General features: G+C 59.2%; 16 protein-coding genes. 8 read left to right on the top strand and 8 right to left on the bottom strand.

Going from position 1 to position 15,563, the window contains the following annotated elements:
- The first annotated feature begins 81 nt into the window (after positions 1-81).
- The 6 genes from AAEZ03_RS24105 to AAEZ03_RS24130 all read left to right on the top strand — a co-directional run bounded on the left by AAEZ03_RS24105 (position 82) and on the right by AAEZ03_RS24130 (position 4,736).
- On the top strand, positions 82-1,047 hold the full coding sequence (locus AAEZ03_RS24105) for a sulfonate ABC transporter substrate-binding protein (RefSeq protein ID WP_123750757.1): 966 nt from the start codon (positions 82-84) through the stop codon (positions 1,045-1,047).
- Positions 1,048-1,078: 31 nt separating this feature from the next.
- Positions 1,079-2,227, top strand: a complete 1,149-nt coding sequence (gene ssuD / locus AAEZ03_RS24110) for an FMNH2-dependent alkanesulfonate monooxygenase (protein ID WP_350582097.1) — start codon at positions 1,079-1,081, stop codon at positions 2,225-2,227.
- A 7-nt stretch (positions 2,228-2,234) separates the two neighbouring features.
- Positions 2,235-3,041 carry an aliphatic sulfonate ABC transporter permease SsuC gene (gene ssuC, locus AAEZ03_RS24115; protein WP_048390911.1) on the top strand — a complete coding sequence of 269 codons (807 nt, stop codon included), beginning with the start codon at positions 2,235-2,237 and terminating at the stop codon, positions 3,039-3,041.
- Positions 3,038-3,844 (top strand): aliphatic sulfonates ABC transporter ATP-binding protein, encoded by an 807-nt coding sequence (gene ssuB / locus AAEZ03_RS24120; RefSeq protein WP_048371090.1) that lies wholly within the window; start codon positions 3,038-3,040, stop codon positions 3,842-3,844. Before ssuC ends, ssuB begins: the two co-directional genes overlap by 4 nt.
- A gap of 31 nt (positions 3,845-3,875) precedes the next feature.
- Positions 3,876-4,091, top strand: a complete 216-nt coding sequence (locus AAEZ03_RS24125) for a TOBE domain-containing protein (RefSeq protein WP_003444581.1) — start codon at positions 3,876-3,878, stop codon at positions 4,089-4,091.
- A 186-nt stretch (positions 4,092-4,277) separates the two neighbouring features.
- Entirely contained in the window at positions 4,278-4,736 is a 459-nt protein-coding gene (locus AAEZ03_RS24130) for an REP-associated tyrosine transposase (RefSeq protein ID WP_278941223.1), read from the top strand.
- Positions 4,737-4,788: 52 nt separating this feature from the next.
- On the opposite strand, the gene AAEZ03_RS24135 is transcribed toward AAEZ03_RS24130, so the two are convergent.
- The 8 genes from AAEZ03_RS24135 to AAEZ03_RS24170 form a co-directional block, all read right to left on the bottom strand.
- Positions 4,789-5,412 (bottom strand): class I SAM-dependent DNA methyltransferase, encoded by a 624-nt coding sequence (locus AAEZ03_RS24135; RefSeq protein ID WP_048390915.1) that lies wholly within the window; start codon positions 5,410-5,412, stop codon positions 4,789-4,791.
- A gap of 40 nt (positions 5,413-5,452) precedes the next feature.
- A complete protein-coding gene (locus AAEZ03_RS24140; protein WP_048371085.1) occupies positions 5,453-6,097 on the bottom strand; it encodes a methionine ABC transporter permease in 645 nt (214 codons plus the stop codon).
- A complete protein-coding gene (locus AAEZ03_RS24145) occupies positions 6,087-7,208 on the bottom strand; it encodes a methionine ABC transporter ATP-binding protein (protein WP_350582102.1) in 1,122 nt (373 codons plus the stop codon). Before AAEZ03_RS24145 ends, AAEZ03_RS24140 begins: the two co-directional genes overlap by 11 nt.
- A 2-nt stretch (positions 7,209-7,210) precedes the next feature.
- A complete protein-coding gene (locus AAEZ03_RS24150; RefSeq protein WP_350582105.1) occupies positions 7,211-8,002 on the bottom strand; it encodes a MetQ/NlpA family ABC transporter substrate-binding protein in 792 nt (263 codons plus the stop codon).
- 126 nt (positions 8,003-8,128) lie between these two features.
- Positions 8,129-9,490, bottom strand: coding sequence for an LLM class flavin-dependent oxidoreductase (locus tag AAEZ03_RS24155; RefSeq protein WP_350582108.1), 1,362 nt, complete (start codon positions 9,488-9,490; stop codon positions 8,129-8,131).
- The gene (locus tag AAEZ03_RS24160; protein ID WP_350582111.1) at positions 9,490-10,686 is read right to left on the bottom strand and encodes an SfnB family sulfur acquisition oxidoreductase; all 1,197 of its coding nucleotides are present in this window, start codon (positions 10,684-10,686) and stop codon (positions 9,490-9,492) included. The genes AAEZ03_RS24155 and AAEZ03_RS24160 overlap by 1 nt, the downstream gene beginning before the upstream one ends.
- 11 nt (positions 10,687-10,697) lie before the next feature.
- A complete protein-coding gene (locus AAEZ03_RS24165) occupies positions 10,698-11,939 on the bottom strand; it encodes an SfnB family sulfur acquisition oxidoreductase (protein WP_350582113.1) in 1,242 nt (413 codons plus the stop codon).
- 207 nt (positions 11,940-12,146) lie between these two features.
- Positions 12,147-12,911: a hypothetical protein gene (locus tag AAEZ03_RS24170; protein ID WP_350582116.1), complete on the bottom strand. Its 765-nt coding sequence runs from the start codon at positions 12,909-12,911 to the stop codon at positions 12,147-12,149.
- Positions 12,912-13,547: 636 nt separating this feature from the next.
- On the opposite strand from AAEZ03_RS24170, the gene AAEZ03_RS24175 reads away from it, so the two are divergent.
- Together AAEZ03_RS24175 and AAEZ03_RS24180 are read left to right on the top strand one after the other, a co-directional pair.
- Entirely contained in the window at positions 13,548-14,480 is a 933-nt protein-coding gene (locus AAEZ03_RS24175) for an SdiA-regulated domain-containing protein (RefSeq protein WP_048371073.1), read from the top strand.
- 72 nt (positions 14,481-14,552) lie between these two features.
- Positions 14,553-15,461, top strand: a complete 909-nt coding sequence (locus AAEZ03_RS24180; protein ID WP_350582119.1) for an SdiA-regulated domain-containing protein — start codon at positions 14,553-14,555, stop codon at positions 15,459-15,461.
- The last annotated feature ends 102 nt before the right edge of the window (positions 15,462-15,563 follow it).

Here is a 15,563-nt window from a genome sequence, read left to right on the forward strand (position 1 = left end):
AGCTTGCCTCGCGATCTTTAGATCTTTTAAAAGATCGCGAGGCAAGCTCGCTCCTACAGAACAAAAATAAAGGAGAGCGCCATGCGCCCTGTCATTTTGCGTCGTGGTTTGGCCACATTGCTGGCTGCAGCCGTGTCATTAGGCGTGGCACTGCAAGCCCAGGCCGATACCGTACGTATTGGCTACCAGAAGTACGGCACGCTGGTGCTGCTCAAGGCCAAAGGCACGCTGGAAAAGCGTCTGGCCGATCAGGGCGTGGACGTGCAATGGACTGAATTTCCGGGCGGCCCACAGTTGCTGGAAGGCCTCAACGTAGGCTCCATCGACTTCGGCGTGACCGGCGAAACCCCGCCCGTGTTTGCCCAGGCTGCCGGTGCCGACCTGCTCTACGTCGCGTACGAGCCGCCAGCGCCGACCAGCGAAGCGATTCTGGTGCCCAAAGACTCGACCATCACCTCGGTCAAAGACCTCAAAGGCAAAAAAGTTGTCCTCAACAAAGGCTCCAACGTGCACTACCTGCTGGTGCGCGCCCTTGAAGACGCCGGCCTGAAATACACCGACATCCAGACCGTCTTCCTGCCGCCAGCGGACGCCCGTGCCGCCTTTGAGCGTGGCAGTGTCGATGCCTGGGTCATCTGGGACCCGTACCAGGCCGCCGCCGAGCAACAACTGCACGCCCGTACGCTGCGTGACGCGACCGGCATTGCTGACAACCACCAGTTCTACCTGGCGACCAAACCGTTTGCTGAAAAGCACCCCAAAGTCATCGAAACCCTGATCGAAGAAGTGCGCAATGTCGGTGAGTGGGCCAAGGCACACCCTGACGAAGTGACCCAGCAGGTTGCTCCGCTGCTCGGCCTGCCGGTCGATATCACCGAAACCTCGGTGAAACGCCAGGGTTACGGCGCGCAGTTCCTGACCCCGGAAGTGGTCAACGCGCAGCAAAAAATTGCCGACAGTTTTTACCAGCTCAAGCTCATCCCCAAGCCGTTGACGATTAAAGACGTGATCTGGACGCCGCCCGCCACCGCGGCCACAGCCCCTTAATGCTTGCCGTATCCCTTTAGGAGACCACTCCATGAGCCTCAACATTTTCTGGTTCCTGCCTACCCACGGAGATGGCCATTACCTTGGCACCTCCGAAGGCGCTCGCGCGGTTGATCACGGTTACCTGCAACAAGTGGCGCAAGCCGCAGACCGCCTGGGTTTTGGCGGGGTACTGATCCCGACTGGACGCTCATGCGAAGACTCCTGGCTGGTGGCCGCCTCGCTGATCCCGGTGACCCAGCGCCTGAAATTCTTGGTAGCCCTGCGCCCCGGCATCATTTCGCCCACCGTGGCGGCGCGCCAGGCGGCGACCCTGGACCGACTGTCCGGTGGCCGTGCCCTGTTCAACCTTGTCACCGGCGGTGACCCGGACGAACTGGCCGGTGACGGCCTGTTCCTGAGCCACGAAGAGCGCTACCAGGCCTCGGTGGAATTCACCCGCATTTGGCGCCGCGTACTGGAAGGCGAAACCGTTGACTACGACGGCCAGCACATCCAGGTCAAAGGCGCCAAGCTGCTCTACCCGCCGATCCAGCAACCGCGTCCGCCGCTGTACTTCGGTGGCTCGTCAGAAGCGGCGCAAGACCTGGCCGCCGAACAGGTTGAAATGGTCCTGACCTGGGGCGAGCCGCCGGCTGCGGTCGCAGAAAAAATCCAGCAAGTGCGCGACAAAGCCGCCAAGCTCGGCCGCACCGTACGCTTCGGTATTCGCCTGCACGTGATCGTGCGTGAAACCAACGAAGAGGCATGGAAAGCCGCCGACAAACTGATCTCGCACCTGGACGACGACACCATCGCCCGTGCTCAAGCATCACTGTCGCGCTTTGACTCGGTAGGCCAGCAGCGCATGGCCGCGCTGCACGGTGGCAGCCGCGACAACCTCGAAGTCAGCCCTAACCTGTGGGCGGGCGTGGGCCTGGTTCGCGGCGGCGCGGGCACGGCACTGGTCGGCGACGGCCAAACCGTTGCAGCGCGGGTCAAGGAATACGCAGACCTTGGCATCGACACCTTTATTTTCTCGGGTTATCCCCACCTGGAAGAGTCGTACCGCGTGGCTGAACTGCTGTTCCCGCACCTGGACATCGAGCGCCCGGAACTGCCGAAAAGCGCCGGTTACGTGAGCCCGTTTGGCGAAATGGTCGCCAACGACATCCTCCCTAAAGCTGCGTCGCAGAGCTGAGGCGAGCATGAGTACGGCAAAGGCTACAAGCCTTCATAAAATCGCCCACACGTTTGCCCCCTGGGCATTGCCCGTGTTGCTGTTGGCGGTGTGGCAGTTGTCGGTGTCGGCGGGCTGGTTGTCGACGCGGATCCTGCCCTCACCCATTGCAGTGATTGAAGCGGGCGTGGAGTTGGTGCGCAGTGGCGAGATCTGGAAACACCTCGCCATCAGCGGCTGGCGTGCCGGTGTGGGCTTCGCGATCGGCGGCAGCATCGGCCTGGCGCTGGGCTTTATCACCGGCCTGTCGAAGTGGGGCGAGCGTTTGCTCGACAGCTCGGTGCAAATGATCCGTAACGTGCCGCACCTGGCGCTGATCCCGCTGGTGATTTTGTGGTTCGGCATCGACGAGTCAGCGAAGATTTTTCTGGTGGCGTTGGGCACCTTGTTCCCGATCTACCTCAACACGTATCACGGCATCCGCAACGTCGATCCGGCGCTGGTAGAAATGGCGCGCAGCTACGGCTTGTCGGGTTTCAGCCTGTTTTGGCAAGTGATCCTGCCGGGCGCGCTGCCGTCGATTCTGGTTGGCGTGCGCTTTGCCCTGGGCTTTATGTGGCTGACGCTGATCGTGGCTGAAACCATCTCCGCCAGCTCCGGCATTGGCTACCTGGCGATGAACGCCCGGGAGTTCCTGCAGACCGACGTGGTGGTCTTGGCCATTGTGATGTACGCGATCCTCGGCAAGCTGGCAGACACTGCCGCTCGAGGTCTGGAACGTGTCTGGTTGCGCTGGCACCCGGCTTATCAAGTGCCAAAAGGCGGTGCCGCATGACAGCTCAACAACCTCCGCATTTGCGTCAGGGCATCCCGCTGGTGGTCAAGGGCCTGCAAAAAGCCTTTGGCGATCGTCTGGTGCTGCGTGGCATCAACCTGCACATCCCGGCAGGCCAGTTTGTCGCCATTGTGGGCCGCAGCGGTTGCGGCAAAAGCACCTTGATGCGCCTGCTGGCCGGGCTTGACCAGCCCACGGGCGGCGAACTGCTGGCCGGCAGCGCGCCGCTGCAAGAAGCCCGTGAAGACACCCGCTTAATGTTTCAGGAAGCGCGCTTGCTGCCCTGGAAAAAAGTCATCGACAACGTGGGCCTTGGCCTCAAAGGCGACTGGCGGCCAAAAGCCCTCAAGGCGCTGGAAGAAGTCGGCCTGGCCGAGCGCGCCAATGAATGGCCGGCGGCCTTGTCGGGCGGGCAAAAACAGCGTGTAGCGCTGGCCCGCGCCTTGATCCACCAACCGCGTTTGCTCTTGCTGGACGAGCCCTTGGGTGCACTGGATGCGCTGACCCGCATCGAGATGCAACAACTGATCGAACGCCTGTGGCGCCAGCATGGCTTCACCGTATTACTGGTGACCCATGACGTCAGCGAATCGGTTGCGATTGCTGACCGGGTCATCCTGATCGAAGACGGTGAAGTGGGGCTCGACCTCACCGTCGAACTGCCGCGCCCTCGGGTGCGTGGTTCACATCGACTGGCGGCACTGGAAACCGAAGTGCTTCACCGAGTGCTCGCTTTACCTGGCTCACCACCTGAGCCAGACCCTGTTGCACCGCTGCCGACGCAACTGCGTTGGGCGCTTTAAACCTACTTTTCTCAAGACAGGAATCGACACCATGACCATCAAAGCCATCAACGTTCGTAACCAATTCAAAGGCCACATCAAAGAAATCGTCCTGGGCGACGTACTGTCCGAAATCGACGTACAAACCGCCTCCGGCATCGTCACCTCCGTCATCACCACCCGCTCGGTCAAAGAGCTGGAACTGGTGGTCGGCAGCGAAGTGATCGCCTTCGTAAAATCCACCGAAGTGTCCATCGCCAAGTTGTAACCCATGCCAAGACCCACAACCCCGAAAGGCGCGAGCCCTTCGGGGTTTTCTTTTTTAAAGATCAAAAGATCGCGAGCAAGCTCGCTCCTACAGAGGGTTGTCGACATATTCAGATTCACAGCCGTACAGGTCGTTTGCGTGCCCATGCCTACTCTTTGTTTTTAGTGTTTATCTAAGGGCAAACGGATGTCTTGGACTGCGCAGGCCTGTCGATTGCGAAAAGGTAGGTATGGCGAGTTCGGCCGTATCTACGCAATTACCACAGTGGTTAAAAACAGAAAGCCGATCTTCAACGATTTCGGTTTGAGCCGTTTGTTGATAAATGAGCTCAGGCGTACCCACGTAGAAGGCTTGGTGAATTCCCTGGCGTGGGTCGTGATGCCGGATCATTTTCATTGGCTGATCGAGCTTCAAAAGAGCCCGCTTTCAATCGTCATGCAGCGCACAAAATCACGCAGTGCACGTGCCATCAACGCTGCGTGTGCGAGTTCTGCTCAATGCTGGCAAGCGGGCTATCACGACCGCGCCATTCGCTACGACGATGACTTGCAAAGCATTGCCCGCTATATCGTTGCCAACCCTTTGCGGGCAGGCTTGGTCAAGCGCTTGGGCGACTACCCTCACTGGGATGCCATCTGGCTATAACCGCACACCAAACTGTAGGAGCGAGCTTGCTCGCGATCATTTGATCTTGACGTTACTTACGCCAAACACTCACCAGCCATGGCTGTTGGTCGCGGGGCAGGCCGGTGGGGCGGTAGTAGTGTTCCAGCTCGGCAAAACCCGCTGCTGTGAGCAGCGCACGCCAGTGTTCGAGGTCGTGATACGCGCCGTAGCGCTGGCCATTCCAGCCTTCGCGGTTGTCGCCGCGCGGGTTGGAGCTGAGCAGAACACCGCCCGGTTTGAGGCTGGCGTGCAGTTCACTCAGCACGCGCTCAAGCGCTTGGGTCGGGACATGAAATAACGAGGCGTTGGCGAAGATGCCGTCAAAGCGCTCAGCCGGCAGATCGAGCTTGAGAAAGTCCTGGTGCCACACTTCGCAGCCGCTGTCTTCGCGGGCCATTTGGGTGAAGCGCTCGGTGCCGTCCAGGCCGATGGCGACATGCCCCAAGCGGGTGAAGGCTTGCAGGTCGCGGCCAGGGCCGCAGCCGAAATCCAGAATCGTGAACGGCGCCGCGCCCTGAAGGTGGCGCAGCAAGGCGTCGATGTTCTGGCTGACGTCGTGGTCGCGCGTGCCTTCGCGAAAGCCTTCGGCACTCTGCTGGTAATGCGCCAGGGTAGTGGCAGCAATCTGTTCGAGGGTGGTGGGGTCCAGGGTCATTGCAGGCTCGGTCGGCGGCGGTGTTGCCGCCGACTATACCTCAGCGTTTGTTCAGCACACGCGCCAAACGATCGCCGCCGAGCTGAATCACAGCCACCAGCACCACCAACAAAACAATCACGGTGAGCATCACCTGGGTGTCAAAGCGCTGGTAACCGTAGCGGTAGGCAATGTCGCCCAAGCCCCCCGCACCAATCGCCCCGGCCATGGCCGAAGAGTTGATCATGGTGACGATGGTGATGGTAAAACCCCCGACAATGCCCGGTAACGCTTCTGGCAGCAGCACGTGCCAGATGATGTGATGCCGCTTGCAGCCCATCGCTTGGGCGGCTTCGATCAGCCCATGATCCACCTCGCGCAGGCTCACTTCGGCAATGCGCGCAAAAAACGGTGTGGCGGCAATGGTCAGCGGCACGACCGCCGCCCACACCCCGTAAGTGGTGCCGACAATCAGCCGGGTAAACGGAATGAGCGCCACCATCAAAATCAGAAACGGGATGGAACGGAACAGGTTTACAAACGCGCCCAGGGCTTTGTTCAGCGCCGGGGCTTCATAGATGCCGCCCTTGCCGCTGGTGACCAGAATCACCGCCAGCGGAATGCCCAGAATCAACGCAATAAGTGACGACACGCCGACCATCAAAAAGGTGTCGATCACGCCCTGCCATAAACGATCAAACCCCATAGCCCAGCACCTCGACTTGTTGTGCCCATTGTTCAGCGCGCTTGCGCAGTTCTTCTGCCCCCAGTGAGGCGCTGGTCACGCTGAGCAGCAGTTGCCCCAGGGCATGGCCCTGGATCTGCTCGACGCCGCCATGGAGCAAACGCACCTGGCCGCCTAGCGCGTTAAACAGCGCGCCCAGATCAGGCTCCTGGGCCTGACCGCCGGTAAAGCGCAGACGCAGAATCACGCTCGATTGCGACGACTGGGGCGTTGCGCTGATGCGCTGTTGCAGCGCCTCGGGCAGGTTGTCTTGCAGGGGTGCGAGCAAGGTTTTGCTGACCTCGTGTTGCGGGTCGCCAAACACTTGCCACACCGGGCCTTGCTCCACGACACGGCCTTGCTCCAGCACCACCACGCGGTGGCAAATGTCGCGGATCACCGCCATTTCGTGGGTGATGAGGATGATGGTCAGGCCCAGGCGCTGGTTGATCTCGCGCAGCAAGCCGAGGATCGACTGGGTGGTTTCCGGGTCGAGGGCCGAGGTGGCCTCGTCGCAGAGCAAAATCTGCGGGTCGTGGACCAGTGCGCGGGCAATGCCCACACGCTGTTTTTGCCCGCCGGACAGTTGCGCCGGGTAAGCCGTGTGCTTGCCTTGCAGGCCCACCAGTTCCAGCAGCTCGCGGACTTTCTGTTCGCGTTGCGGCTTGGGCACACCCGCTACCTTGAGCGGCAGCTCGACGTTCTGCCACACGGTCTTGGCCGACATCAGATTGAAGTGCTGAAAGATCATGCCGATCTGGCGGCGCAACCCCACCAGCTTGTCTTCGTCAAACCCGCCGATGTCGATTTGATCAATCAACACCCGCCCGCTGCTGGGCTGCTCAAGGCGGTTGATGGTGCGAATCAACGACGATTTACCGGCGCCGCTGCGGCCAATAATGCCGAAGATTTCACCGCGTTGAATCGCCAGATCAATGCCTTTGAGGGCGTCTACCGGGCCTTGGCGGCCGTCATAAGTTTTGCCCACGCCAATAAAGCGCACGTGGGCGTTGGTCAGCTCCGGGTGCAGTTCGGTACGAACGGCATCGGGCTGCGGCTCGTCGAGCCGGGCGCGATCAAGGGCCAGGTTCATCGTCAGTTCTTCCAGCCAGGTTGGTACAGGGTGCCGTAGGTTTTATCCAACGAGGCTTTGACCACCGGTGAGTGCTGGTAAATGTCGATGAACTTGGCCAGGCGCGGGTCGTCTTTGTTCTTGGGCTGGATGACGAACTGAATCACGTATTCCGGGTGGTCGATGCCGTCGAACAGGATCGCGGAGGTGGCATCGAAGGTTTTGGCCAGGCGGATGTAAGCCGGGTAGCCCTGCACCAGGTCGGCATCGTCGTAGGCGCGCACCAGTTGCACGGCTTCAACCTGCAAGATTTTCAGTTTTTTCGGGTTGTCGGTGATGTCTTCTTCGGTGGCTTTGTAACCCACGCCGGGCTTGAGCGTGATCAGCCCGGCCTTGGCCAGCAATTGCAGGCCACGGCCACTGTTGATCGGGTCGTTGGCGATGGCCACGGTGGCGCCGGTGGGCAGCTCATCAAAGCTTTTGTACTTTTTCGAATACAGGCCCACGTTGTTGATCACGCCCGGGGCGTACGGCACCAGATCAAAGCCGCTGGCGGCCTTGGCGTTCTCCAGAAACGGGATGTGCTGGAAGTAGTTCACGTCAATGTCACCGCTGGCGAGGCTGACGTTGGGGGCGATCCAGTCGGTGAATTCCACCAGTTCAACTTTCAGGCCTTGTTTGTCCGCTTCAGCCACAGCGGCTTCCAGCGGAATGGCGAAGGCGGCGGTGGTGCCGACCTTGAGCGGTTTTTCGGCGGCGAAGGCAAGGCTGCTGAACAGGCCGAGCGCGAGAACCAGAGCGTGTTTTTTGTTCATGAAATTCATCCGGTCAAATAAGAGTTCTGTTTTTGTGGGAGCGGGCTTGCTCGCGATGGCATCGGCGCGCTGCGCCAGACAGACCGCATCTTTTGCATCGCGAGCAAGCCCGCTCCCACAAGGGAGTCAGGCGTTGTGTCTAAAAGAAGCGCCGGTATGCCGTTCAGGCAGGTGCGCGTCGCCTTCGACAAACAGTTTTTGCCGCAGGCTGCCGCTGTCATAGGCGGTTTTGTAAGAGCCCCGGCGTTGCAGCTCGGGGATCACTAAATCAATGAAGTCGGCGTAGCTTTCGGGCGTGACAATGCGGGTCAGGTTGAAGCCGTCCAGGCCGGTTTGTTCGATCCACGACTCCAGCTCATCGGCAACCTGTTCGGGGGAGCCGACCACGGTGATGTAGCGCCCGCCCAAGGCGTGTTGTTCGAGCAACTTGCGGCGTGTCCAGTCGTTGTTTTGCAGCACTTTGGTCGCGGACTGGATGGCGTTGCTTTTCACGTACTGGATCGGCTCGTCCAGCTCGTAATCAGCAAAGTCGATGCCGGTGGAGCTGGAAAAATGCGCGACCCCGGCTTCGGCGCTGGCGTAGGCCAGGTATTCCTCACGCTTGGCCAGCGCCTGGGCTTCGGTCGGCGCGACGATCACGTTCAGGCCCATAAACACTTTGATGTCATCCGGATTGCGGCCCGATGCAGCCGCGCTGGCGCGCACCCGGTCGACCTGGAGTTTGGTCGCGGCCTTGGTCTGCCCGCTGATGAACACGCATTCGGCATGGCGCCCGGCAAAGGCCAGCCCACGGTCCGAGCTGCCCGCCTGAAACAACACGGGGGTGCGCTGTGGCGACGGCTCGCAGAGGTGATAACCCTCGACCTGATAGAACTCGCCCGCGTGTTTGACCTTGTGCACTTTGTCGGGCTGGGCGTAGATGCGCTGCGTCGGATCGTTGAGCACGGCGTCGTTTTCCCAGCTGCCTTCCCAGAGTTTGTAGAGCACCTCCAGGTATTCGTCTGCCTGGTCGTAACGGCGGTCGTGTTCCACTTGTTCGGTCAGGCCCATGGCCTTGGCGGCGCTGTCCAGGTAGCCGGTGACGATGTTCCAGCCCACTCGGCCACGGGTCAGGTGGTCGAGGGTCGACATGCGCCGCGCGAACAGATACGGCGGCTCGTAGGTGAGGTTGGCGGTCAAGCCGAAACCGAGGTTTTTGGTGACGGCGGCCATGGCTGAAACCAACAGCAATGGGTCGTTGACCGGCAACTGGATGGATTCTTTAAGCGGAACATCAACCGATTGTTGATAAACGTCGTAAACGCCGACGATATCCGCGATAAACAGCCCGTCAAACAGCCCGCGTTCCAGCAGTTGCGCCAGCTCGGTCCAGTATTCCAGGGTGTTGTAGCGCGTGGAGGTGTCGCGCGGGTGCGTCCACAACCCGTGGTTGATATGCCCGATGCAGTTCATGTTGAACGCATTGAGCAGGATTTTCTTTTTGCTCATCAGATGGTCCCCCGCAGCGGTGGGTTTTCACTGTTGAGGTAGTAGTTACCGACAGCGTGGTACTTCCAGCGCACCTGGTCGTGCAGGGTGTGCACGCGGGCGTTGCGCCAGTGGCGGTCAAGGCCGTACTCGGCCAGGGTGGCCTGGCTGCCGGCCAGTTCAAACAAAGTGCTGGCCGCGCTCAGAGCCACTTCGGTGCTGATGGCGCGGGCTTCGGCCACAGCAATCGAGGCGGCTGCGACGGTGCTGGCGGTGGTGTTGGTCTGGGCGATGTCGAGGAACTCGCCGCTGCGCTCCAGCAAGGCTTCAGCCGCATGCAGGCGCACGCTCAACTGGCCGAAGCTTTTAAGGCTGAGCGGGTCTTCGCTGGCAATGTCGGTGGTGGCGTCGATCCAGGGCCGGGTTTTGTGGCGCACAAAGTTCAGCGCGTCTTCAAAGGCGGCGCGGGCGATACCGGTGTCGATGGCCGCGTGCAGAATCTGCGCCAGCGGGCCGACCGGGGTCGGGCGTTCAAACGCACTTTGAAACGGGATCACGTCATCGCTGGCAACAAACACGTTGTCGAACACCACCGAGCCGCTGCCCGTGGTGCGCTGGCCGAAGCCGCTCCAGTCGTCGATCACGTTCAGGCCGTCGCTGTCGCTGCGCACAAACGCCAGGTGCTGCACGCCGTGGTCATCTACAACCGAGGTCGGAATACGCTGCGCATACAGCGCGCCGGTGGCGTAGAACTTGCGGCCGTTGATGCGATAGCCGTGTTCGGCCTTGGCCAAATGCGTGGTGCGATCGTGGGCGGTTTTGGTGCCCAGTTCGGCCAAGGCATTGCCAAAGCGCTGGCCGTTTAACACCTCGGTATAGAGCCGTTGTTTTTGCGCCTCGCTGCCGTTTACCCGGAGCACTTCGAGGGCATAGAAATGGTTCTGCGGGATTTGCCCCAGCGAGCTGTCGGCCGCTGAAATAAGGCTGACCACTTCAGCGAGGGTGACGTTGGATACGCCTGCGCCGCCATAGGCCTTGGGCACGGTGATGCCCCACAGGCCGGTGTGGGAAAACAGTTCCAGCTCATCAAAAGGCAGGCGCCGTTCGCGATCTCGCACGGTGCTTTCACGTTTGAAATGGGCGGCCAGCTCACGCGCTACGCTCAGGGCCTCGGCATCGCTCTGGATGACCGGGACCTGTTTGGATATCAGTGACATGGGTGTCTCCGTTAGATCCAGGAATGCCGTGCAGGCAAAGTGCCGTTGAGGCGATAGGCGCCGATGGCGTGGTATTTCCAGCGCACCGGGTCGTGCAGGGTGTGCACCCGTGCGTTGCGCCAATGGCGGTCCAGGTTGAACTCGGCAAGGGTGGCGCGGCTGCCCGCCAGTTCGAACAGCTTTTCACTGGCCAGTAACGACAGCTCAGTGCTCAGCGCCTTGGCTTCGGCCACGGCAATCGAGGCGCGGGCCGCAGCGGCTGCATCAATCGGTGCCGCGCTGACCTCGTCGAGCACCCGACCGGCCTTGCGCAACAGCGCTTCGGCGGCGTGCAACTCGATGTGTAATTTGCCGATGTCGGCGATCACGTAAGGGTCGTCGCTGTTGCGCTCGACCTTGGCATCTACCCAGGGGCGTGACCGTTCGCGGACAAAGCTGAGGGTGTCGGCAATGGCACCGCGCGCAATGCCCAAGTCGATAGCGGCCTGAATCAACTGCGAAATCGCGCCTTGAATATTCGGCACCTCCGCCAGGCGCCAGTTGTCGATCACCAGTTCTGCTTCAACGGCTACGTTGTTCAGCAGGACCGTGCCGCTGGCGGTGGTGCGCTGGCCGAAACCGGACCAGTCATCGACCACGCGCAAGCCCGGCGTGCCACGGCGGACAAAGGCCATGACCTGTTTGCCATCGTGGTTCAGTGCCTTGACGGCGATCCAGTGCGCAAACAGCGCGCCGGTGGAGTAAAACTTCTGGCCATTGATCACAAAATCATCGCCGTCGGCGGTGATCCGGGCTTTCAATTCGAGGGTATTTTTGGTGCCGCGCTCAGGGCCCGCATTACCTATGCGCCAGCCTTGCAGCACGCTGGTGAACAACTGCTCTTTTTGCGAAGGGCTCGCGACGCTGGCAATCAGGTTGAGCAGCCCGACCTGATTCTGCGGGATCTGCCCCAGCGCCGGGTCGGCCGCCGAGATGATCGCGAAGACTTCAGCCAAGGTCACAAACGACACCTGAGCGCCGCCAAATTCACGGGCTATCGAAATACCGCCCAAACCGCTGCGGGTGAAGGTTTCTATGAGTGACCACGGCAGCTTGCGTTGCTGATCGCGTTTTGCGGCGTGCTCACGCGCGACGTCAGCCAGGGCGTGGGCGGCTTGAAGGGCTTCGTTGTCGGTGCGCAGGACGTGCGCTGCTAACAACAGGGGCGCGACATCCAGGTCGCATTGCAGTTGTGCAGTTGCCAAGAGAGTCATTAGTTCCGCTCCTTGGCTGCACGCAATGCCCCGTAAAGGGTAATTGTGTTGCTGACCATACCTACCTCATCTTTGGAGCGCCGCTTGAGCGGCGCGATGTAAAGCAAGAGAGTCCGGTGGTCCGGTGCATATACCCTAATTGAGTATAAAAATTAAAAGAACTAACTTTTCGGAATATGGATAGATGATTCGTGCTGCCAGCCAAGGTCACTCGCGCCAGTTGGGCCGTGTTTCGGCAGCCCGCAGGATTTCGCGGGGGGCAGAGTTGATGTAACGCTTGTTGGCGCCCACCTTCAGCGTGCGGGTCGGTGCCCAGCGTGAGTTGTTGCCCACACGATCAATCACGCAGTAGGTGATTTCAAGTTTCGGGTCTTCACCGGCTTCCTGGATGATTTCAGGGGGCACGAATACGCTGACGGGCTTGTTGATATCGATGTGGCGCAACTTGGGCAGGTCGAGGCGCACGTCCCCCCAGAGCAAGGTGATTTCATCTTCGCCAGCCATGTTGCGATAAGGCTCGATAGTCAGCGGCACCCCGCGCTTCATCTGGCTGGGATTGACCCCGTAGCGTTGGATTTGCTCCGGGATCATCAAGGGCGCGAGGCCCTGGTTTTCTTCGCCGATGGCCACTCCGCCAGGGCAGTCAAGTTTGACCAGTACTTTAAGTTGCGCGGAAAGAGCAGGGCTGCTGCCAATGTGCATCACGCGATAATAAAGACGGGCGGTGCCGTTTTGAATAAAACTTTCAGGCACTCGCAGTGATACCGGTTGCCCTATATCGGCCCGGTAAAGTTGCCGTGAAGATACATAACAGCCGTCCCAGAACAATTCAATCAAGTCACCTTCTTCCATATTTATATAGGGCGCGATGCTGACAAACAGTTGTTCGGCAGCACGGGCACAAATAGTCTGCTTGTTCGATTGTGCAAGTGTGGGTGCTGCCAACTTTTGGGCGTGTGAGGTAAATGGCATAAATGTAAACTCCTGTCTAACTTTTAGGCGGCACAGAGCACGGCAATTGAGTGAGTCCGGACGGTGGCGTCCAAGGGCGCGGGTGCTGTGTTACCGGAGTAATCGGTTTAACAATCCGTGTGCACCGTTATAGCGTGTTCAATAGTGAGGTTGGGTGCGGGTGAGTCAGGTTGTTTATTAGATAAGAGTCTTGCTGCAAGAGTGTCAAGGAGCGATCTTGCAATTATTAATCTCTGAGTCATATTCAGAAAGTTCCTACTGGCAAGACGTTTAATGTGACGTGAGCGGCGGCAGTCTAGGGGGTTTGTGAATAATTAGCAGGCGAGGGAATGTGTTAAAGACGTGGGCACAAGTCGTACGTCATTTAAACCAAATGTGGATTTTTAAAAGGGGTTGGATGAATGCGCGCTTGTTACTTCAAATAATTAAAGACAACTCCTACGGATGTGCTGATGTATTCGGGCAGGTAAGTTGCAAGGGCTGAGTTGAGGCAGCGCTCTATCGAAGGGGAACCGAGGGCGGTGCTTCTTAGCAATAATTTCACACACTCTCTGCATAATACCCGCGGGAGGGGCAATCGGTTTTGCCCGCTTTGTGTTATTTAGACGTAGCAAAATTTCCTGGATGATAACGTTAATGGCCACAGACCCTCTGCAGACCTCGTCTGACCCGCGACCTTCGCGCTTTCGCTTGCGTTGGTATTCCTGGCTTTTTTTGCTGGCAGCGCTGTTCTATGGGATCGCGTCAATTCTGCATTGGGACGACCGGGGTGCTTTGTGGGTGCTGGAGCAGTTCGAGAGCCAGAACGATCAAAATGAGAGTGTCTGGCTGCCAAACTACCGCGTGGTCATTGATGGCAAGCCGATGACAGGGCTGGAGAAGGACGAGGCCTCGGACCTGTCATATAACCCCAAGACCAACACGCTGTTTTCAGTCATGGGCAAAAACCCGTTTCTGGTTGAGCTCAGCCTTGAGGGCGATGTGCTGCGCAAAATCCCCCTGGAGGGCTGGAGCAACCCTGAAGGCTTGACCGTGATGGAGAACGGCCTGCTGGGTATCGTCGATGAGCGTGATCATTTATTGACCATCGTCAAAGTCGACGCCGATACCAAGACCCTGAACATCAAGGACTTCCCCAAGTACGACCTTGGCCCTTCCAAAGATCAGAACAAAGCCTTCGAGGCCATTGCCTGGGACCCGCGCCGTCAGCAACTGCTGCTGGGTGAAGAGCGCCCACCGGCGATGTATGTGTGGAAAAGCGACGGTAGCCAGACCCTCTTGGGCAACAAGCAGAAAGTGCCGAGCGATGAGCTCGACCTGCGCAACTTGTCGGGCCTGAGCATTGACCCGCGCACGGGCCATACGCTGGTGCTTTCGGCCGATTCGCACCTGCTGCTGGAGCTGGATGAACTGGGCGAGCAGGTCAGCTTCATGACCCTGCTGCGTGGCTTCAATGGCCTCAAGAGCACCATCCCTCGGGCCGAAGGCGTGGCGATTGATAACAACGGCACCTTGTACATGGTCAGCGAGCCCAATCTTTTCTACCGTTTCGAAAAGAAAGCCAAATAGCCATGACGGATTAAGCTTGAATTCATGCAGCCGTGATATTTCATCTGGCTGATTTTTCAAGAGCTTGTCCTTATGTCGCGTGTCAGCCGTTCTACCCCGCTTTTTCTGGGCGTGTTGCTCGTGGCGCTGTTGGCCGCGGGCTTCGCGGCCCAGCATTACCGCCTGTTCGACCGAACCTGGTTCAACCTCAGCCTGCTGTGGCAGCCTGCCAACCCGAATGCCATCAACCTGGGCGATTACCGTGCGGTGCTTCAAGGCCGGGTGATTGAGGGGCTTGAAGACAATGTCTCGGCCCTGACCTACGACCCGGTGCGCAAAAGCCTGTTTACCGTGACCAATAAAAACCCGGAGCTGGTGGAGTTATCTCTGGATGGGCGGATAGTGCGACGGATAAAACTGACCGGGTTTGGTGATGCCGAGGCCATAGAGTTCATTGATGAGAACACCTACGTGATCACCGATGAATACACCCAGCGCCTGATCAAAGTGAAAATCGACGAGGCCACCCGCGAGCTCAATGCCGCAGATGCCGAGCAACTGACCTTGGGCATCAGCCCGTCGGGCAACAAAGGGTTTGAGGGGCTGGCGTACGACTCGGCAGGCAAGCGCCTGTTTGTGGCCAAAGAGCGCGACCCGATGCTGATTTACGAAGTGCGCGGCTTTCCCCATGACAACCCGCAACAACCCTATGCCACCCACGTGATTACCAACCCGCGACGTGATGCGCGGCTGTTTGTGCGTGATTTGTCGAGCTTGCAGTTCGATGAGCGCAGCGGTCATTTACTGGCGCTGTCGGATGAATCGAAGTTGCTGCTGGAACTGGACATCAATGGCCGTCCGTTCAGTACCTTGTCGCTGAAAAAGGGCCGCAATGGTCTGGAAAAGTCAGTGCCGCAAGCGGAAGGCGTCGCCATGGACGACGAAGGGACGTTGTATCTGGTGAGCGAGCCGAACCTGTTTTATGTGTTCAAAAAACCCTGAATCAACACCGTGTAGGAGCGAGCTTGCCTCGCGATCTTTTGATCTTTTAAAAGATCGCGAGGCAAGCTCGCTTCTACAAGGTTACGGGTGATTTTCTCAGGG

Source organism: Pseudomonas sp. HY2-MNA-CIBAN-0224, assembly GCF_040310285.1.
GTDB lineage: Bacteria > Pseudomonadota > Gammaproteobacteria > Pseudomonadales > Pseudomonadaceae > Aquipseudomonas > Aquipseudomonas helleri.